This window comes from Pseudomonas iranensis, assembly GCF_014268585.2.
Lineage (GTDB): Bacteria > Pseudomonadota > Gammaproteobacteria > Pseudomonadales > Pseudomonadaceae > Aquipseudomonas > Aquipseudomonas iranensis.
This window is the reverse complement of sequence record NZ_CP077092.1, coordinates 1,264,222-1,284,222: the sequence shown is the minus strand read 5'-3', so window position 1 is coordinate 1,284,222 and position 20,001 is coordinate 1,264,222. Positions and strand designations below refer to the sequence as shown.

At 59.5% G+C, this 20,001-nt stretch carries 17 protein-coding genes; 10 read left to right on the top strand and 7 right to left on the bottom strand.

From position 1 onward, the window contains the following. Positions 1–657 (top strand): alginate O-acetyltransferase AlgF, encoded by a 657-nt coding sequence (locus HU724_RS05620; RefSeq protein ID WP_095180418.1) that lies wholly within the window; start codon positions 1–3, stop codon positions 655–657. 154 nt (positions 658–811) lie between these two features. Further along, positions 812–2,263: a mannose-1-phosphate guanylyltransferase/mannose-6-phosphate isomerase gene (locus HU724_RS05615; protein ID WP_186568165.1), complete on the top strand. Its 1,452-nt coding sequence runs from the start codon at positions 812–814 to the stop codon at positions 2,261–2,263. A 339-nt stretch (positions 2,264–2,602) separates the two neighbouring features. Here the strand turns inward: HU724_RS05615 and HU724_RS05610 are convergent, their stop codons facing one another. Then, on the bottom strand, positions 2,603–5,092 hold the full coding sequence (locus HU724_RS05610) for an RHS repeat domain-containing protein (RefSeq protein WP_186568163.1): 2,490 nt from the start codon (positions 5,090–5,092) through the stop codon (positions 2,603–2,605). Between the two features lie 169 nt (positions 5,093–5,261). On the opposite strand from HU724_RS05610, the gene HU724_RS05605 reads away from it, so the two are divergent. From HU724_RS05605 to HU724_RS05595, 3 genes are all read left to right on the top strand, one after another. Then, positions 5,262–5,726: a multidrug transporter gene (locus HU724_RS05605; RefSeq protein ID WP_133334823.1), complete on the top strand. Its 465-nt coding sequence runs from the start codon at positions 5,262–5,264 to the stop codon at positions 5,724–5,726. 36 nt (positions 5,727–5,762) lie between these two features. After that, positions 5,763–6,587 carry an SDR family oxidoreductase gene (locus tag HU724_RS05600; protein WP_133334821.1) on the top strand — a complete coding sequence of 275 codons (825 nt, stop codon included), beginning with the start codon at positions 5,763–5,765 and terminating at the stop codon, positions 6,585–6,587. A 235-nt stretch (positions 6,588–6,822) separates the two neighbouring features. After that, positions 6,823–7,821, top strand: coding sequence for an SEL1-like repeat protein (locus tag HU724_RS05595; protein WP_186568161.1), 999 nt, complete (start codon positions 6,823–6,825; stop codon positions 7,819–7,821). Between the two features lie 123 nt (positions 7,822–7,944). Here HU724_RS05595 and HU724_RS05590 read toward each other — a convergent pair whose 3' ends face one another. From HU724_RS05590 to HU724_RS05575, 4 genes are all read right to left on the bottom strand, one after another. Beyond that, a complete protein-coding gene (locus HU724_RS05590) occupies positions 7,945–8,808 on the bottom strand; it encodes an efflux RND transporter periplasmic adaptor subunit (RefSeq protein WP_186568160.1) in 864 nt (287 codons plus the stop codon). Between the two features lie 10 nt (positions 8,809–8,818). Next, positions 8,819–9,019 carry a DUF1656 domain-containing protein gene (locus HU724_RS05585; RefSeq protein WP_016771611.1) on the bottom strand — a complete coding sequence of 67 codons (201 nt, stop codon included), beginning with the start codon at positions 9,017–9,019 and terminating at the stop codon, positions 8,819–8,821. Further along, a complete protein-coding gene (locus HU724_RS05580; protein WP_186568158.1) occupies positions 9,009–11,201 on the bottom strand; it encodes an FUSC family protein in 2,193 nt (730 codons plus the stop codon). The genes HU724_RS05585 and HU724_RS05580 overlap by 11 nt, the downstream gene beginning before the upstream one ends. A gap of 139 nt (positions 11,202–11,340) precedes the next feature. Further along, on the bottom strand, positions 11,341–12,840 hold the full coding sequence (locus tag HU724_RS05575) for an efflux transporter outer membrane subunit (protein ID WP_186568156.1): 1,500 nt from the start codon (positions 12,838–12,840) through the stop codon (positions 11,341–11,343). A gap of 276 nt (positions 12,841–13,116) precedes the next feature. Between HU724_RS05575 and HU724_RS05570 the strand changes: the two genes are divergently transcribed. The 4 genes from HU724_RS05570 to HU724_RS05555 all read left to right on the top strand — a co-directional run bounded on the left by HU724_RS05570 (position 13,117) and on the right by HU724_RS05555 (position 17,200). Beyond that, on the top strand, positions 13,117–14,085 hold the full coding sequence (locus tag HU724_RS05570; RefSeq protein ID WP_137215459.1) for a LysR family transcriptional regulator: 969 nt from the start codon (positions 13,117–13,119) through the stop codon (positions 14,083–14,085). Positions 14,086–14,500: 415 nt separating this feature from the next. Further along, positions 14,501–14,875, top strand: a complete 375-nt coding sequence (locus HU724_RS05565) for a DUF6124 family protein (protein ID WP_186568154.1) — start codon at positions 14,501–14,503, stop codon at positions 14,873–14,875. A 701-nt stretch (positions 14,876–15,576) separates the two neighbouring features. After that, entirely contained in the window at positions 15,577–16,551 is a 975-nt protein-coding gene (locus HU724_RS05560; protein ID WP_186568152.1) for a 2-hydroxyacid dehydrogenase, read from the top strand. Between the two features lie 139 nt (positions 16,552–16,690). Next, on the top strand, positions 16,691–17,200 hold the full coding sequence (locus HU724_RS05555) for a DUF2165 domain-containing protein (protein ID WP_186568150.1): 510 nt from the start codon (positions 16,691–16,693) through the stop codon (positions 17,198–17,200). Between the two features lie 18 nt (positions 17,201–17,218). Here the strand turns inward: HU724_RS05555 and HU724_RS05550 are convergent, their stop codons facing one another. Together HU724_RS05550 and HU724_RS05545 are read right to left on the bottom strand one after the other, a co-directional pair. Then, positions 17,219–18,121 (bottom strand): DMT family transporter, encoded by a 903-nt coding sequence (locus HU724_RS05550; RefSeq protein WP_186568148.1) that lies wholly within the window; start codon positions 18,119–18,121, stop codon positions 17,219–17,221. Positions 18,122–18,331: 210 nt separating this feature from the next. Next, positions 18,332–18,832: a hypothetical protein gene (locus tag HU724_RS05545; protein ID WP_186568146.1), complete on the bottom strand. Its 501-nt coding sequence runs from the start codon at positions 18,830–18,832 to the stop codon at positions 18,332–18,334. A gap of 219 nt (positions 18,833–19,051) precedes the next feature. On the opposite strand from HU724_RS05545, the gene HU724_RS05540 reads away from it, so the two are divergent. Further along, positions 19,052–19,927 carry a helix-turn-helix domain-containing protein gene (locus tag HU724_RS05540; protein WP_186568144.1) on the top strand — a complete coding sequence of 292 codons (876 nt, stop codon included), beginning with the start codon at positions 19,052–19,054 and terminating at the stop codon, positions 19,925–19,927. Positions 19,928–20,001: the final 74 nt, after the last annotated feature.

Sequence of the window (20,001 nt, the reverse complement as noted above, 5' to 3'; positions counted from 1 at the left end):
ATGACTTTCACTACAACTCCTCGTCGTCTCGCTAAAAGCTTCGCACTGGTTGCTGGCCTCAGCGTACTTTCCGTCCCAGCCTTCGCCGGTGGCGACGCCGCCCTGTACGGCCCGACCGCACCGAAAGGTTCGACCTTCGTGCGTGTCTACAACGCCAGCAACGCTGAAGTCAGCGCGACTGTCGGCAGCACCAACCTGAGCGACATCGCGCCACTGGCCAGCAGCGACTTCAGCTTCATGCCGGGCGGCGACTACAGCGCCAAAGTCGGCAGCCAGACCCTGCCGGTGAAACTCGCCGGTGACCACTACTACACCCTGGTCAACAACGCTTCCGGCGCGCCGCAACTGATCGAAGAGCCGCCGTTCAAGAACAAGCAGAAGTCCCTGGTGCGTGTACAGAACCTCAGCGACAAATCGCTGACCCTGAAAACCGCCGACGGCAAGACCGAAGTGGTGCCGAACGTGGCAGCCAAGGGCCGTGGCGAACGTGAAATCAACCCGGTGAAAGTCAGCCTGGCACTGTACGAAGGCGACAAGAAAGTCGGCGACGTGAAACCAGTCGCCCTGGAGCGTGGTGAGGCAGCGGTGCTGTACGTCACCGGCAACGGCAGCAACCTGTCGCCAGTCTGGGTGAAACGCCCGGTGTCGACTCGCTAATCCTTTTGTGAACTGACGCAGTACCCCTTGTGGGAGCGAGCCTGCTCGCGAATACGGTCTGACATGCAACATCAATGTCGACTGAGCCATCGCCATCGCGAGCAGGCTCGCTCCCACAGGGCTCTAACCAAATTGATTTTATGGAGTAAACATTATGATTCCGGTGATCTTGTCAGGTGGTAGCGGTTCGCGTCTGTGGCCTCTTTCGCGCAAGCAATTCCCCAAGCAATTTCTCGCCCTGACCGGCGAACACACACTGTTTCAGCAAACCCTCGAGCGCCTGGTGTTCGAAGGTATGGACACGCCGATCGTGGTCTGCAACAAGGAACACCGTTTCATCGTCAACGAGCAACTGGCCGCGCGCAATCTGGAATGCCAGCGCATCCTGATGGAACCGTTCGGCCGCAACACGTCGCCGGCCGTGGCCCTGACCGCGATGATGCTGGTCAATGAAGGCCGTGACGAATTGATGCTGGTGCTGCCGGCCGACCACGTGCTGGAAGACCAGAAAGCCCTGCAACGCGCGCTGGCCCTGGCCACCGTCGCAGCCGAGAACGGCGAGATGGTCCTGTTCGGCGTGCCAGCGACCAAGCCGGAAACCGGCTACGGCTACATCAAGTCCACCGCCGACTCGCTGCTGCCGGAAGGCGTCAGCCGCGTCTCGCACTTCGTCGAAAAACCGGACGTCAAACGTGCCACCGAATACGTTGAATCCGGCGGTTACTACTGGAACAGCGGCATGTTTCTGTTCCGCGCCAGCCGCTTCCTCGAAGAGCTGAAAAAACACGATCCGGACATCTACGACACCTGCCTGCTGACTCTCGAGCGCAGCCAGCAGGACGCCGACACCGTGACCCTGGACGAAGCCACTTTCGCCTGCTGCCCGGACAATTCGATCGACTACTCGGTGATGGAAAAAACCCAGCGCGCCTGCGTGGTGCCACTGAGCGCCGGCTGGAGCGATGTCGGTTGCTGGTCGTCGCTGTGGGAAGTCAACGAGAAAGACGCCAACGGCAACGTCAGCAAAGGCGACGTGGTCATCCAGGACAGCAAGAACTGCATGATCCACGGCAACGGCAAACTGGTCTCGGTGATCGGTCTGGAAAACATCGTCGTGGTCGAAACCAAGGACGCGATGATGATTGCCCACAAGGACAAGGTCCAGGGCGTCAAGCAGATGGTCAACACCCTCAATGCCCAGGGCCGCAGCGAAACCCAGAACCACTGCGAAGTCTATCGTCCGTGGGGCTCGTACGACTCGGTGGACATGGGCGGGCGTTTCCAGGTCAAGCACATCTCGGTCAAGCCGGGCGCGTGCCTGTCGCTGCAGATGCACCACCACCGCGCCGAACACTGGATCGTGGTCAGCGGCACCGCCGAAGTGACCTGCGACGAGAACGTGTTCCTGCTTACCGAAAACCAGTCGACCTACATCCCGATCGCCTCGGTGCATCGCCTGCGCAACCCGGGCAAGATCCCGCTGGAAATCATTGAAGTGCAGTCAGGTTCGTATTTGGGTGAAGACGATATCGAGCGTTTCGAAGATATCTATGGTCGCTCCACCCCGATCGAACGCGGCGTGTCGGTGAAGACCATCGCGCAGTGATCGATCACTAAAACGAGAAGCCCTCGTCCAGCCCGTTGCGTTCCCTATCCGCAGCGGGCTGGGCGGGGGCTTTTTTTCGTCTAGCCGAAGCCCGAGTTTCGGCGAGATCTGTTCATCCACTTGTCTTCGGCAGTTGCGCCATCAATCGCATGAACACCCTCCAACGGCGCGGTAAAACCGGCAGCCAATAGTTGTTGCGTCCACAAGCTTGGGGCTGTGCGCTGCTCTGGGAGCTGCGCTTGATGCCGCGCAGACGATGGCTGGTTCAACGATTGAAAGTCTATTGCGGGCGTACTCAAAGGCGCTGACAAGGGCGCATTGACGGGGCTGCTGAGCACTCTATGTTGAATGCGCGTCTGCGCCTCTGAAATATGCATCGCATTGCCCATGGCTACACCCATTGCCCCCAACCAACTGCGCGGCAGGATTGGAGGTGTGCATCAATAGCTTCCCACCGCCCTTGAACAAGTTGGCTACAGCCCCGCGTCGAGCAGCCAATACGTCGGGATCTTCCACAGGGCTATTGAAAGCAACAGACAAGGGACCCATTACTCGACTGGTAATCTGCTCACCCACCACTCGATTCATTGCTGACGAAACCAGCTCGCCGGAGTGATACAGCACGGCACCGGACGGCGATGCCGTGTTCGTCCGGGCGGCAGCAATAACGTGCGCCTGATGGGTGTTGAGCACAGACTTGTCCTTTGCACCCAACTCAGCCAGCACTATGGGTATTTCGTTGCGATAGGCCTGAACACCGGGGTTCGGATCGTTCTCGAAGTAAAGTCGGACAGGCTGCATGCCAGCAGCCTGGACCGTATTCACCAGTCCCTGATCCGCCATATCGTGATAGCGCCGATCCTTTGGCGCGCTTTGCGCCTTGTCCGGGTCAAGACCGTCACTGTCTCGATAGACCGCCGGGTTGTTGCGCATGGCCCGGTAGCGGTTATGGCCGTCAACGGGCCCAGCCGGATCGGGATTCAACCAGCGCTGGCGCCACGGCATGTAATAGCGATAGCCGTAGTAATAGGGCCCGGTCGCGTCGCGCTCCTTGCCTGAATAACGCACGGTTTTATAACTGACATCGGGCTCATCGACCCACGCAGTCGCACCGAACAGATAGAAATACTCGCGGCTGATCAGTTGTGCGTCAGCGTCCAGCTCAAGACTGATCGAGCCCAGATGATCGCTGAAACTGTATCGGTAGAGGTCGTTGATACCCATCGGGGGCGGGCTTTCCCAGTGCAGAACGCGGACGTTGTTGAGGCCGGTCTGCACGGTGATGACTTGCAGGTTCTCGCCCGTACCCATGTCGGTGCGCAACTCCAGCGCCGGCAGATAACGGACGTCCGTGAGCAGGTTGCGCGCGTTGGTCCGGGATGACCCCGATTTACGCACACGCTGACCGGCGCCGTCATAAAGATACCTTTCGCAATCATCAACGCCTGATCCGCGTTGCACGGCCGCTACTGAATCCAGCTGATTGCGCAGATTCCATTGCAACTGGCGTCCCTGATCCAGCAACAGCAAATTGCCTCGAGCATCGAATGCTGCGCCGATCTCTGCCTCGTCGGGCGGCACGCCATTGCGCCACGGCAGGCAACGATTGCTGTAGCGCGCGGCCTGTAGTTGATGCCCAGGACTTTGTGCGCCAACGTGAGTCAGCTTGAGCAGATTGCCGCCAGTATCGTAGTGATAGTCCTGCGTGTAATTGGCCACCGCTGTCGGCCCGCCACCGGCAGCGCCGGCCTCCCAGCCAGTGGCGTGGATCAACTGGTAAAGACTGTCGTAGCGATAACGACTGACCGGCTCGATGCGCTGGTTGGCGAACCAGCGCACGGGTAATGCCTGGTCGTGGATGCTCGTTACATTGCCCATCGGGTCGTAGGCATAGAGCAGATGCTGCAGCACATTGCCCTGCTCATCCTCAGCGTGACGCGTGAGCAGGCGGCCGTCTTCGGGTCGGTAGCTCAGCGCTGTCAATACGCCGTTGCCTGCCAGTTCATGAGTGACTTGTCCGTAAGCGTCGTAGCGAATATCACTGACGACCGAATAGTCCTGAGTTTGAAGCTTGAGCCGTACGTCAGCCGAGCGTAAATGGCCGTGGAAAGTCAGTGCGAAGGCCTGCCGATTGCCACCGGCATCGAACTGTTCGAGTACAGGTCCCAGCGGCGCATAGCGCCATTGCGTGGTTGCCCCTTCGGGCTCGAGCAATTGCTGTCGATCGACGATGGCCTCGGGCCAATCCGCGGCAACCGGTTTAAGCGTGAAGTGACGGGTGTTTTCACTGCACTGCCCGGTGATTGCAAATTGCGTGAACAGAACACTGCCGCCCGGATCGTCATGGCGGATCAACTGACCGAGCTGATTGCGCAACGGATCACCCGCACCGGGACGGCCGTAGGCGAAACGCTCGGCACTGCGCCGAGGTACGCCAGCGCCTTCTTCGAACACCGCGAGCGGGCGCAGCAAATCATCGTATTCAATATGGCGGCATGTGCCGCGGCTGTCCCAACTGAACAGAATTTCGCCAGCCAAACCGGGTAACTGCACTTCAATGCCGGCATCACTGCTGTCCGAGCGCAGCGGGGTATCGTTGAGGGCGTAGACGCTGGGGACACTGGCGGGCGCCTGCGGATCAATCGCTTGCAGCGCCCACAATCGCGCATCCCATTGTTTGACCGCGCGCCCGGCGGCGTCGCGCAACGTCCGCTCGATCCGCGATTCAGCCTCGCGGGCTTCATCTGCCCGCCAGTAATTCACTGCCAGGATGGCCAAGCCGCGCGGATCGTTCACGGCAAGCATCGGCGTTTTGCTGTGGATGCCCATAGTGCGTCAACGCTCCTGAGTGCCTCTAACCATCAAAACAAACGCCCGCCGATAGGGCTACTGTCAGAAATTACAGTCTCGACCGACGGTATGATCGCCTTCGTCACCAATACCCATCGTGCGAGGCCTTCGGTAGGATGGAGCGCATTCCTCCAAGGAGCGTTCAAGCATGTTCATCGGCATCCTGCTGGTCATCACCTGGCTGATCCTGCTGCTGCGCTACCCGGCCAAGGCCTTGCCGGTGTCGGTGGCCGCTGCCATCGGCCTCGGCTTCGTGGCCATGTGGGTGGTGTGGCTGGACAACCGCGAGATCAAGCAACTGGCGCGTCTGGAACTGCGCATTGCCTACGCTCCCGAACAATGCCCGGCCGACCGTCCGCTGCAATTGAAAATGAACAATGGCAACGACGTGCCGCTGACCGAACTGCGTTGGCGCATCGCCGCTTATGCGCCGGGCGATACGGTCAACCTGGCCGATAATCAATACACCGCCCCGCGCTATCGCGGCCCCGGCGAATTGCAGGCCGGCGCGACCTGGGAAGATTGTTTGCCCTTGCCGCCGCTGCGTCCCGGCTATCGCCCGCAAACCCTGGAGTTTCGCGCCGAGCATTTGCAGGGTAGTTTCTCTGACTGATCCCCTCCCCCGACTTTTTTGCACAAGGAATGCGCCATGCCCGTTGCGTTGATTACCGGTTGTTCCAGCGGCATCGGCCGCGCCTTGGCCGACGCGTTCAAAGCGGCCGGCTACGAAGTCTGGGCCAGTGCGCGCAAGGCTGAAGATGTCAGCGCGCTGGGCGCTGCCGGTTTCACCGCTATCGAGCTGGACGTCAACGATGGCGCCGCGCTGGAGCAACTCGCCGAGCGCCTGAACCAGCAACACGGCGGCCTCGATGTGTTGATCAACAACGCCGGTTACGGCGCGATGGGGCCGCTGCTCGATGGCGGCGTGCAGGCGATGCAGCGCCAGTTCGAAACCAATGTATTTTCGATTGTCGGCGTCACCCGCGCGTTGTTTCCGCTGCTGCGTCCGGCCAAGGGGCTGGTGGTGAATATCGGCAGTGTGTCGGGTGTTTTGGTCACGCCGTTTGCCGGCGCCTACTGCGCGTCCAAAGCGGCGGTGCATGCGCTGAGTGATGCGCTGCGCATGGAACTGGCGCCGTTCGGTATCCGCGTAATGGAAGTTCAGCCAGGCGCAATTGAATCGAGCTTTGCGAAGAATGCCGGACATGAAGCCGAGCAGTTGATCAACGAGCAATCGCCGTGGTTTCCATTGCGTGAAGGCATTCGCGCACGGGCCAAGGCATCGCAGGACAAGCCGACGCCTGCCAATGAGTTTGCCGCCGAGTTGCTCAAGGCTGTGCAGCAGAGCCAACCGCCACGGTTGGTGCGCATCGGCAATGGCAGCCGCGCGTTGCCGTTGTTGGCGGCGTTGCTGCCGAAGGGATTGCTGGAATCGACGTTGATGAAGCGGTTCGGGTTGCGTGGAAATCTTTGATTACAACCGATCAAATTGCCAAGCGGATCAGTACACGTAGAATGCGCGTCACTTGAAGCCTCCAATGCTTGAAGTAACCCCAATAGCGCAAGGAGTCGCTCGGGCAAACATCGAAGCAAGGGAATTGCTGATCCTCTCCTCTCGCGACTGTTCCCGCCCGGAACAGTCGCTGCTTTGTTGACCTGCCTGACGCGAGCCCTGCATACACGCTTCAACTCAGATCAGGAAACAGCTTTTGAAACTCCTCCACGTATTGCCACTGGCACTGCTCACCTTGCTGGCTGGCTGCGCGACCAAAGAACCTTCCCTCAATGACACACTGCCCAAACTGACCCTGCAAAACGTGCTACCGGTCGTTGCCGCCAACGAGCACTGCAATGCGCAGATGGACAGCGACATTCTGTACGGCGTGGGCTACCAGCTATACGAAAACGGCGAGTACAAGGATGCCAAAACCTGCATGGTCATGGCCGCCCCAAAGCACACTCGCGCGTTCTGCTACCTGTCGATGACTACCCGTTACGACAGCACCCTCAGCGCCGACCAACGTAACACTGAAGCCTTCAACTACATGGCTTATGCGGCGATGCAGAACGACTGGTGCGCTGAGTACGGTATGTACGAGAGCTACAAATTCGGCACAGTCGGGGCCAAGAAAGATGTGGCGCTCGCCACTCGTTGGCTCGAGCGCTCCTCGCTGCACGGATATGCCGAATCCCAGCAGATATTGATCGAGCAATATGAGGAGCAGGGCAATCTGAGCGCCGCCTACGCCTGGACCAGAATCATGGCCAATGCCGAAGACACCGCGGCTGGCGATGACCTGAAGGCCAAGATGAACGCCGCTCAGATCGCAGAAGGCGACAAGCTCTACAGCGAGCTCCTGACCCAGGTCACCAGCAAGAAAGCATTGATCGAAGAAGCGCGTGAAGAAGACGTCGGACGATACTCCGCCGATATCTATCAGAACTATCCGGATACCTTCAAAGGAATGTCGTCAGTCGAGCGTTACGACTATGTGAAGCAAACCATGCTGACGGCTATCAAACAGCCGTTCACCAAAAGCCGTGGCGACGTAATGAGCTACATCGTGATCAATCGCGCCGCTCAGCTGAAATTACCTGACGCGAACATCGCGAATGACAACCGAATCGTCTCGCTGATGGAAGATCAAGAGCTGTCGGTCGACGAAACCATCGAATCCGGATTACGGGTGGTCAGCAAGTTCTACTGATACATACCCAGCTGTGGCGAGGGAGCTTGTTCCGCCGGGCGGCGCGGCGGCCCGCAAAAGGTGAGCGCTGCGCACTCAAGCGGGAGCAAGCGCCCCTCGCCACACTACCCTTGTTGATACTCGCTATTTGATGTCGTCCTGCTTTACGACGACCGTGCAAGTAATTCCCGCCGCCAGCAACACGCCCTCCGGCACCTCATCAATATGAATCCGCACCGGCACGCGCTGCGCCAGGCGTACCCAGTTGAACGTCGGGTTCACATCCGCGATGAGCTCGCGGCTTTCAGGGTTGTCGCGATCGTAGATCCCGCGAGAAATGCTTTCGACATGTCCCTTGAGCACTTCGCCGCTCATCAATTGCATGTCGGCTTTGTCACCCACTTTGACGTGCGGCAGTTTGGTTTCTTCGAAGAAGCCGTAGACCCAGAAAGAATTCATGTCGACAACGGCCATTTTCGCCTCGCCGATTCGTGCGTAGTCGCCACGATGCACATTGAGGTTGGTCACGTAACCGTCGACCGCGGCGCGTACTTCGGTGCGTTTGAGGTTGAGTTCGGCGGCTTCAAGCTGCGCCTGGGCGTGTTGGTAATCGGCCAGCGCGGCGTCGGCGATGTTGCTGGCGTCGTCGCGGTTTTCCTTGGAGATCACCAGGTTGTCGAGATCGGCGCGGCGGTGCGCGTTGACCTTGCGCATTTCCCAGGTCGACTTGCGCGAAGCCACCAGTGACTGCGCCTGCTTGACCGCGATGCGGTAGTGCTCGGGGTCGATGCGCATCAGCAGATCGCCCTTCTTCACCAACTGGTTGTCGCGCACCGGCACTTCGATCACTTCGCCGGTGACGTCGGCAGCGACGTTGATGATGTCGGCACGCACGCGACCATCGCGGGTCCACGGCGTGTTCATGTAGTGCTCCCACAACGTGCGGCCAATCCACAGCGCCAGGGCCAACACCAGCAGGGTCGCGAGCAGGCTGAAAAACTTTTTCATCAAGATGTTCTCAACGGTAGACAGTCAGCGCCATGGCGCCGAACAGACAGGTAAAAAGGCTCAGACGCAGCAGCGCCGGGTGCCAGAAAAAACGGTACAGGTCGAACCCCGAGAGGAAGCGGTCAACTGCCCAGGCCAGTCCCGCAGCAATGAAAAACATCAGGGTCATGGTCGGCATGTACACGCCGTGGAAGGCGATTTCACGAGGCATGGGCGAGTCCTTCGGGCCTGGCAGTAGCGAATTCGGCGAGAGGTGATTGCGGGTCGAGCAGCGAGGTGCGGATGAAGTGCAGGTAGCTTTTCACCCGGCGCAACGCCGAGGTATCGAAGTGCGGCGCGAACGGCTCGTCGGTGGCGGCGACGCGGCTGATCGCGTGATCGACCGCCACCAGTGCGCGCTCGAGATTGCTCGCGTTCGGCTGCAAAAACAGGCGCACCAACGCGCGCCCCATCACGCGGATTGCCTGGCGCCACGGCTGCGATTCGGCATACGCCGGGTGCACCGGCAGGATCGCCTGTTCCTTGCGCAACTCGATGATCGCGTGGCCGACTTCGAGCACCACGAACATCCAGCGCAGCAGACTCTTCTGCACCTTCGGTTGTCCTGCCGCGAGGCCATAGGCCTGATGCAGCAGATCGCGGGTGCGGCTCTCGAAACGCGAGGCCAGGCCCTTGAGTTTGCCGCTGATCGCATAGACCACTTGCCCGCGCAGATCCTGCTCCAGGCGCTGCCACAGCCAGCGACTGTTCGGCGGCAGAATAATCGCTCCCGCTGCGGCACAGACGAGCATGCCCATGACCATGGCGATGTAGTCGTTGATGAAGGTGTAGGGGTTGTAAATCGTCAGGTTGTCCGGCACTGAACCGGTGCTGAAAAAGATCAACAACCCGAGGCCGACACCGGCGTATTGCGGTCGTGAGGCGAGGAACGAACCGAGCACGATCACCGGCGCGAGCATCACGCAGAGCAAGGGGAAACCGTCGATCAACGGGAAGATGAAAAACATCTCGACGAAGCCGATCAGTGCGCCGAGAAAAGTCCCGCAGGCCATTTGAAAGGCCATGCGTTTGGGGTTCGGTGTGGCGGCGGAAAGGCCGACGGTGGCGGCAGCGATCAGGGTCATGGTCGCCCCGCTCGGCCACGCGGTGGCCACCCAGTAACTGCCCAGCACAATCAGGATGAATGAGGCACGAATTCCCGACGCGGCTGCGGCCCACCAGTTGGTTTGCGGGGTGAAGGGCTCGTCCCAGCGCTCGCGTTCGTGGCGGTGCTCAGCCAGGGACGCGTGGGTCTGCGCATAGCTGTGCAGGTCATCGACGAAGCGGTAGAGCAATTCGTAGGCGGTGTGGAAATCCAGTTGTTCGGCTTCGCTCGGAGCAGTGTCCTGAAAGATCCCGCGCAGGGTTCGGACACGTGCCGGCAGACCTTCCTTGTAGGTGGCCAACGCGGTCGCCAAACGGGCAGCATCGGGGCTGGTCAGGGCGCGACCGCTGAAGCCGTCGAGCACTTCGGCAAGGTCCTGCAAGCCCGGTTTGATCGCCGCCACGACATGCTCTTCGCCATTGCCGCGCAGGCGTTCAAGCAATTGATGCAAGGCGTTAAAGCGCGTGGTGATGCCCATGAACTCGCTGTTCAATCGGCTCAGACGACCGTTGCGCCGGCGCATGTGCGGGTCCTCGAACACGGTCACGCTGCGCAAGCCTTCCAGGCCGACGGCTTCGGCAATGAAGCGCACGTTGCTGGCTTCGAACGCCTCGGCTTTGCTGCGCCCGCGCAAGCCATCGGTGACGAAGAGCGCGAACACACCGAAGCGCTGATACAAAGCGTTGCGCATCGCCGCGCTGGCGGTCTGCGGCAGGATCCCAGCGCTGATCAGGGTTGAGCAGAGAATCCCCAGCGAGATCTCCAGCACCCGCCACACCGCGGCCATGAAGGCGCCGTCGGGATGCGCCAACGCCGGCAGACCGACCATCGCTGCGGTGTAACCGGCGAGGACAAAACCGTAGGCGCGAAAGTTACGGCAACGTGCGGCACCGGCCGAGCAGATGCCGACCCAGATCGCCAGCGAGCCGAGAAACAGCTCCGTGTTCTGCGCAAACAAAGCGATCAGCGTGACCATCATCGCCGACCCGGCCAGCGTGCCGAGGAAGCGATAGAAACTCTTGGCGAAAACCTGGCCGCTCTGCGGCTGCATGACGATAAACACGGTGATCATCGCCGTGCGCGGTTGCGGCAATTCCAGACGCATCGCCAGCCACAAGGTGAGAAACGCGGCGAGCAACACCTTGAAGATATACACCCAGGTCACGCCATCGCTGCGTGCCCAGTCGAAAAAACCGCGACGCCATTCCAGGGAGTGGAGCCAGCGCAGGGGTGCGGGCAATGAGGTCATTGAAAATACTCCGGCATGCAATGCGGACTCGAAACCTGTGGGAGCGAGCCTGCTCGCGAAAGCGGCGTGTCAGGCAACATGTTCATTAACTGATACGCCCTCTTCGCGAGCAGGCTCGCTCCCACAATGGATGCTGTGTTCAACGTAAGAGAACCGGGGTCTTCGGGGCTTGGGTCTGCTCGGCTGTCGGCACGTCATCACCGGCACCGAGGCCGCCCCCCAAGGCAGTCACCAGCTCGGCATGCGCACTCAACCGCGCCGCCTGGACCTGCTGCTGCACTTGCTGCTGTTTGAACAGCAAGGTCTGCGCATTCAGCACATTGAGGTAATCGGTGAGGCCACGTTGATAGGCGATCATCGCGATGTCGTAAGTCTTCTGCGCTGCGGCCACGGATTCGGCGGCGAAGTCCTGCTGCTTGTCCATCGACTCGCGGCGGATCAACTGATCGGAAATGTTCTTCAGCGCGTTGATCAGGGTCTGGTTGTAGTGCGCCACAGCAATGTCATATCCGGCCGCCGCTTCACCCAGCTCGCCACGCAAGCGCCCGCCGTCGAAGATCGGCAACGAGATCGCCGGGCCGACGTTGTAGTTGAGTTTCTTGCCGGTCAGAAACTCCAGCGCACCGCCGCCAGTGGCCATGTAGCCGAGGGTGCCGACCAGATCGACATTGGGGTAAAAGCCGCCATGGGCGACATCGATGCCACGCGCCTGCGCCGCCACTTGCCAGCGACTGGCGACCACGTCCGGACGCTGGCCGAGCAGTTCGGCGGGCAATGCCGAGGGCAACTTCAACGGCGCCGCGAGGGACAGCGTCGGCCGTTGCAGTTGCGCAGCGGCGCCCGGGCCTTTACCGGCCAGCGCAGCAATCTGGTTGCGGCTCAGGGCAATTTCCTCGTCCAGCGCATCGAGTTGGCGATGGGTTTCCGGCAACGGCGTTTCGGCCTGGCTGACTTCGAAATGCGTGCCGATGCCACCGCTCAGGCGCTTCTGCGCCAGATTGAGAATCTGCTGTTGCTGCTGGAGCGTCGCGGCGACGATGTCGCGTTGGGCGTAATGCAGCGACAGTTCGATGTAGGCGCGGACGATGTTGCTCTGCAGTTCCAGCTGCGCCAGGCGCGCCTCGGCCACACTCACATGGGCCAGATCCACCGCCCGTTCACTGGCATTGCGCTCGCGGCCCCAGAGGTCGAGGGCGTAGCTGAAGCCGAGCGCGGCGTTGTTGTCCCACGTGGTGGTGTTGGCCAGATCGCCGGGGCCGTAGAACGGATCGGTCGGCCAGTTGTGGCGCTTGAGCGTCGATTCGCCGCTTACTTGCAACGATTCGGCAGCCTCGGCTACACCGGCCATGGCCTTGGCCTGACGCACCCGCGCGGCGGCCATGGCCATGCTCGGGCTGCCTTGCATGGCGAGGTCGATCCAGCGATTGAGTTGCGGGTCGCCAAATGCTTGCCACCAATGCGCAGTGGGCCAATGGGCGTCTTTGGCTGCGTCGGCAATGGCTGCATCGGTGGCCAGTGAATCGGCGGCAAGCGTTTCGCCGTGAGGGGCAATGCCTTGAGTTGAGATGCAGCCGCCGAGAGCCAGGGTTAAAGCCAGAACACTGAGCGGCAAAAGCGCTCTGTTGATGCGACGCGGCACAGCTGCGAATTCCTGAGAGAGGGACAGATCGAGGACCGTGCAGGAGCTGCCGCAGGCTGCGATTTTTTGATCTTGCTTCCCTTAAAACAAAATCAAAAGACCGCAGCCTTCGGCAGCGCCGGCACAGGATCGGCGCAATTCTATGGAGCTGCCTCTGCGGCGATAAGCTGGGATTTCTGTGAATCTTTGTTACGGTTAACGAGATAATCCCTTGGTCGGGGGTCTCAGCCCCTGAAACTTCGTGTCACAATTTGCCATCTCCCTTGAGAGCACCCCATGGACACTTTGCAAAACATGCGCGCCTTCAGTTGTGTTGCCGAAGCGGGCAGCTTCACCGCCGCCGCCGTGCAACTGGACACCACCACCGCCAACGTCTCGCGCGCGGTCTCCAATCTGGAAGCCCACCTGCAAACACGCCTGCTCAATCGCACGACCCGGCGCATCGCCCTGACCGAGGCCGGCAAACGCTACCTGCTGCGCTGCGAACAGATCCTCGCCTACGTCGAAGAAGCCGAAGCGGAAGCCAGCGACGCCCACGCGCGCCCGGCGGGACAGCTGAAAGTTCACACCATGACCGGCATCGGTCAGCACTTCGTCATCGACGCCATCGCCCGCTACCGCAAGACCCACCCCGACGTGACCTTCGACCTGACCCTGGCCAACCGCGTGCCGGACCTGCTCGACGAGGGCTACGACGTGTCCATCGTGCTCGCCAGCGAACTGCCCGACTCGGGCTTCGTTTCGCAACGCCTGGGCATCACCTACAGCATCGTCTGCGCCTCGCCGGCGTACGTGAAAGCCAACGGCGCCGCACAGAAACCCAGCGACCTGCTCAACCACGCCTGCCTGCGCCTGGTCAGCCCGGTGATCCCCTTGGAGAAATGGGCCTTCGACGGCCCGGACGGCCAGGAAACAGTCACCATCAACAGCTCACCGTTCCTGGTCAACTCCGCCGACGCCATGAAAACCGCCATCACCAGCGGCATGGGCGTCGGCGTGCTGCCGGTCTACGCCGCCATCGAAGGCCTGCGCAACGGCACCCTGGTGCGCGTGATGCCGAACTACCGCTCGCAGGAACTCAACCTCTACGCCATCTACCCGTCGCGGCAGTACCTGGATGCCAAGATCAAAACCTGGGTGGAATATTTGCGCGGATCGTTGCCGGAAATATTGGCGGCGCATCAGGCGGAACTGGTTGCTTATGAATTGACCGGGAGCCTGGCGGGCGTCCGCGTTGCGAACTGAGTTTTAAACACTCGCAGGTTTCGTGCAGGAGCTGACGAGTGCAACGAGGCTGCGATCTTTTGATTTTGCTGTTTAAAAATCAAAAGATCGCAGCCTACGACAACTCCTACATCGCGGTGTTTTCAAGGTACTTTCAGACAGAGTTTGCAGGTTGTCCGTCGGACGTGCGCTGGCTAGGATCTGGCGGTTGCTGACGAATCAGCGACCGGGTCTGGAAAACCCGCAGGATCACAGCGCATGACATAATGCCGCGCTCTTTCAGCGCCGGTATTCAGTTATGGCGGCTGTACGTGGGAGACCTTCGGGTCTGCCGGGTTTGATCCTTTGCCGGTTTTTCCAGTCCGCGTACAGCTGCCACCCCTTTCGCCTGGAAAACGAAAAATGGCAGCTCCATTAATCCAAAAGGATCTTTGCCATGTTCAAACCCACACCCAATCCCCCCGAATCCGAAAGCACCTCACCCTACCAATCCCCCGACTCAACGAAACTCCACGACGCCGCCGAACGCGCACTGGATCACTACCTCAAACCGGCCACCACCGCGCAGCAAAGCCACAAACCCAGCACCATGTTCCAGGTCGCCCCGGACCAGGACAACGAAAGCCTGCTGGCCCACGCCTGCGAATCCCTCGCCTCGGCGAGCATCATGAGCAGCGACATCGCCGCCCACGTCGACAGCCCACAGCGGCACACCATACTGGCCATCCAGCAGGTGATCATGCTGGCGGAACTGGCGGTGAACCGCGTGCTGGATAATTACGAAATCCACCAGACCCCGTCACGCAGCTGACCTCCCGGGAGCGAGCCCGACCGCGAAGGCTTCGGCACATTCAACATTCGGGTGTCAGATATACCGCTTTCGCGAGCAGACTCGCTCCCACAGTTTGAATCGAGTACATCAGCGAGAAACAGGTCGGCTGTCAGGCCGCCTTCGCTGGCAAGCCAGCTCCCACAGGGGCGGGGTGAATCTGGCAGAGAGAGGTTGGCAGTGGAGACGCTTTCGCGAGCAGGCTCGCTCCTACAAAAGCAAAGGCAAAGCAGCGCAGCTGCCCGCGGCGAAGCCGCCCCACTCAACAATGAGCGCAAGCTCGAGTGCTCTTGATCTTGCTTTTGATCCACCGGCGACGTCGGAAGGCTGAGTGGAGGGATTGATCCGGGCGTGGGAGCGCAGCGACCGTCTGGCGCAGCCAGACACAGCGGAAGGAGGTGCAGCGAAGCAAACCGTAGCCGCTGCGCCCGGATCGATCCCGGAGCGAAGGGACCCGAGCCTGCGAGGGCCGAACGTAGGAGCAAGCGTTTTTTTGCTTACTTTTTTTAGGCGTTTGTAAAAAAAGTGAGTCGCCGTAAGGGCGAAACCGCCAGCCGCAACACCCGAAGAAACGGATATTCACCCAAAACCCCAAGAACCTGGTCGGCCCAGAGGCCGCCAAGACAACCCGAGCGAGAAAATGTTAGCGTGCTTGCAATCAAGCCCCGACGAGCCCAACCCCAATGAAAAAAACAGTCCTGGCCTTCAGCCGCATCACCCCGCCCATGATCGAACGCCTGCAAGAAGAATTCGACGTCATCGTCCCCAACCCCAAGACCGGTGACATCAACGCCCAGTTCAACGAAGCCCTGCCCCACGCCCACGGCCTCATCGGCGTCGGCCGCAAACTCGGCCGCGCACAACTGGAAAGCGCGACAAAACTCGAAGTGGTCTCCAGCGTCTCGGTCGGCTACGACAACTACGACCTCGAGTACTTCTACGAACGCGGGATCATGCTCACCAACACCCCTGACGTGCTCACCGAAAGCACCGCCGACCTCGCCTTCGCCCTGATCATGAGCAGCGCCCGCCGCGTTGCCGAACTCGACGCCTGGACCAAGGCCGGCCAATGGCAAGCCAGCGTCGGCGCCCCGCTGTTCGGCACTGATGTGCACGGCAAGACCCTCGGCATCGTCGGTATGGGCAACATCGGCGCCGCCGTCGCCCGCCGTGGTCGCTTCGGCTTCAACATGCCGATCATCTACAGCGGCAACAGCCGCAAGACCGAACTGGAACAGGAACTCGGCGCACAGTTCCGCAGCCTCGATGAGCTGCTGGCCGAAGCCGATTTTGTCTGCCTGGTAGTGCCGTTGAGCGACAAGACCCGCCACCTGATCAGCCATCGTGAACTGGCGCTGATGAAGCCGAGCGCTATTCTGGTCAACATCTCGCGCGGCCCGGTGGTCGACGAACCGGCACTGATCGAAGCCCTGCAAAACAACCGCATCCGTGGCGCCGGGCTGGACGTCTATGAAAAAGAACCGCTGGCCGAATCGCCGCTGTTCCAGTTGAAAAACGCCGTGACCCTGCCGCACATCGGCTCGGCCACCACCGAGACCCGTGAAGCCATGGCCAACCGCGCACTGGCCAACCTGCGCAGCGCCCTGCTCGGCGAACGGCCGCAGGATCTGGTCAACCCGCAAGTCTGGCGCGGCTGAAAAAAAGGCCGGCGCAACATTGCGCCGGCCTTCACCTTACATAACTTGCAACCGAACAAAAACGCCGGACCCAGCAACAGCAATATAAGCTCTCGCAACTTATCAACTTATTGATTAATTGCCATGGAGAGCCAATCCCGTGAACACCCTGACCACCGCCAAACTCATTCGTTACAGCAAAGTCATCTTGATGGCTTATATAAGTTTCTTTGGCTTGCTGGTGATGATTCATAACTTCACTGACTATGAGTCCAACTACACTTACGTTGCACATATCCTGAGCATGGACACCACCAACGCCAGTGAAAACATCATGTACCGCGCGATCGATTCGCCGATGATCCATCACCGGATCTACTGGTTCATCATCACCATGGAAGTCACCTATACCGTGCTTTGCCTGATCGGTACTTACCAGTTGTATCGCTACATCGATGCATCGCCAGCGGCATTCCATGAAGCCAAGAAGTTTTCGATCATGGGCATATTGGTCGCCATTTTCATTTATTACGTTTGTCTACAAACTGTAGGTGTCGAGTGGTTCGACATGGACACTTCGCTATCATGGAATGCCAAGGACTGGGCAAGGCATATTGTCGACTTCATCTTCCCGGTGATGATCTACATCACTTTGAAAGTTGAGCGCTGAAACCCAGCGCTCGCTTTATCAAGCCAACTTCCCTTGACCCGCAGACAACAGCACTTTCGGTTTACGAAACACCAGCACGTTGCCCAGCATCACCAACACCAGCCCGACCAGCGCCGGTGCGGTCCATTGATAACCTTCGGCAAACGCCGACACGTTCAGGGCCACCACCGGGAACAGCACCGTGCAGTAAGCCGCCCGCTCCGGGCCCATGCGCCCGACCAGCGTCAGGTACGCGGTGAAGCCGATCACCGAGCCGGGAATCACCAGATACAACAGTGCCCCGACATAACGCGGCGACCAATCCATGTCGAAGGGTATGCCCTTGATCAGACACCACACCGTCAGCATCGCCGCGCCGTAGGCCATGCCCCAGGCGTTGGTGGTCAGCGGTCGCAATCCCGCTTTCTGTTGCAGACTCGAGAGCATATTGCCGGCGGAAAAACACAATGTGCCGCATAACGCCAATCCAAGGCCGAGCAGGGTTTGCGGGCTGGCCTCATGCCCGGCCAGTTCCGGCCAGAACAACAGCCCCAGACCCGACAGCCCCAACGCACCGCCCAGCAACACATTGCGCGCAATGCGCTGGCCGAAGAACACCCGCGCATTCAAGGCGTTCCACAACGTTGCCGTAGAAAACACCACCGCCACCAGACCGCTTGGAATCCACTGACTGGCGGTCAGAAAACACATGAAGTTCACGCAGAACAGACATAACCCTTGAGCCACACAAATCAAATGCCCACGGCGGTTCATCGGTTGCAGGCGTCGGCTGAGCAGCAACAACGCAAACAACACCAACGCGGCGAGGCCGAAGCGATAGACAATCGACACCGGGATTTCGACCACGCCCAATTGCCATTTCAAGGCAATCCAGGTGGTGCCCCAGATCAGCACGGTCATCAGGTACAACGACAGGTTCATGGCAGACACTCCTTAGTAGGAGCTCAGTCTCCTGCAGTTAACGTAAAATTAATTGCATAAACTTGCGCTTTAAACTGGGGGGATCACTCAATAAAATCTCTGCTTGACGGAACAACCAAAAGGATGCCAACGCATATGACGGCGCTACCAGCCCCAACAAGTAGAGAATTTTGATCAGACCGCATAAACACTCAAACCCTGTGCGTCGGACTACGTATCCCTATGCCAACCATAACCCTGTACAGTATCGATAGCTGGCCCACCAAACCTGATATCGTGATAAATAGAAACACGACCGATTTTCTGTGTAGTAATATCTGGCACCGTGTAATCCACTACACCACCTGCGGTTTCGATTTCCCCTAAAAATCGGTCATGTTCCCTGTCGAAAAACTGCACCACCGCACTTTGTGAAATATAGAAACGCACTCGTAGTATACGCTGGTGAAACAAGCTGAGCCGCATTTCCGAAGAAAGACCTTCAGTAGCACCTGAAGCGGAGATCTCAAAAACATTATTCTCAAACCACCCTGGCACAGTTTCATCAACTTTAGCCCCTCTGCAGTCAAATGGCTCAATATAACTATCACGAGTAGGCGTCGCCTGGATTTTAAAATTATCCAGATCTTTCGAATAGTAATATCCATGTTCTACCGTCTGAAAATTCTCCGTCCAAAGCAATATAATTTCATTCACCGTTTGTTCCGTCATCACGCTCTCCTGATTTCATTTAATGAGATACAAACATAACCTTTCAAAAAAACAGTCACACCTGTCAGACCTGACAGTAATCAATAATAAAAGGTAATAAGCGCACGATTGACAATATCAAAACGCTTGAAACTTGCAGAATCTTGCGCTTTTGTCTGGCGGCAGGCTGGCAGGGCGGCGTCTACGGAGTAGGATGCAAGGCGTTGGAGAGAACCGAACATGGCCGCTATCGATACCCTGCAAGTCTTTCAAGCCCTCAACCGCTCGCCGAATGCACGCCTTGTGCACAGCGCCGAGCTCGGTGACGGCATGTCTGCGGCCTTGTGGACCAACCACCACGATGCCCAGGAATACGAAGCGCCAAGTCATCACACGCTGTCGTGCTACGTCGCCGGCGGCACCGGCACATTCCGTCGTGGCCAGCCGGGCCGCAAAGGCGGGCCGGACAAGTTGTGCATCCTGCCGGCCGATCACGAATCGGGCTGGGTGATCAATGGCGACATCCGCTTGGCGCACCTGTATTTCAGCGCCGAACAATTCGCCCTCGGTTGCGTGACTTTGCTCGATCGCGAACCGCGCGAGATGCAGTTGCGCGAGCAGACTTTTCTCGAAGATCCGCAGCAGGCGCAACGCTTCCGGCAATTGCTGAATCTGAACTGGCAAGAGCCGGCCGAGCGCTTGCTGACCAGCAGCCTCGCCCATGAACTGATCAGCCACACGCTGCTCAGCCAGGTAGGTGCGCGTCAGGGCTTGCGCTTGAAGGGCGGACTGGCGCCGCATCAGCGGCGGCAGTTGGTGGAGTTCATCGACAATCAGTTGGTCGAGCCGATCAGCCTCGGGCAACTGGCGGGATTATGTGCGTTGTCGGAATACCACTTCGCGCGCATGTTCCGCATCAGTTTCGGCCTACCGCCGCATCAATATGTACTCGCGCGGCGCTTGAGCCGGGCGCGGGAATTGTTGCGCGGCACGGCGCTGCCGCTGGGCGAGATCGCGCTGGCATGCGGGTTTGCCAGTGCGAGCCATTTTACCAATCGGTTCAGGCAGGTTTTGGGCGGGACGCCCGGCGAGTATCGGCAGGCATTTTTGCGTTGAGCCCTTGTCCCCTCACCCTCCCGGAGGGAGAGGGGGCCGACCGAGGTGTCTTGCGGTGTACATCGACCTGAAAA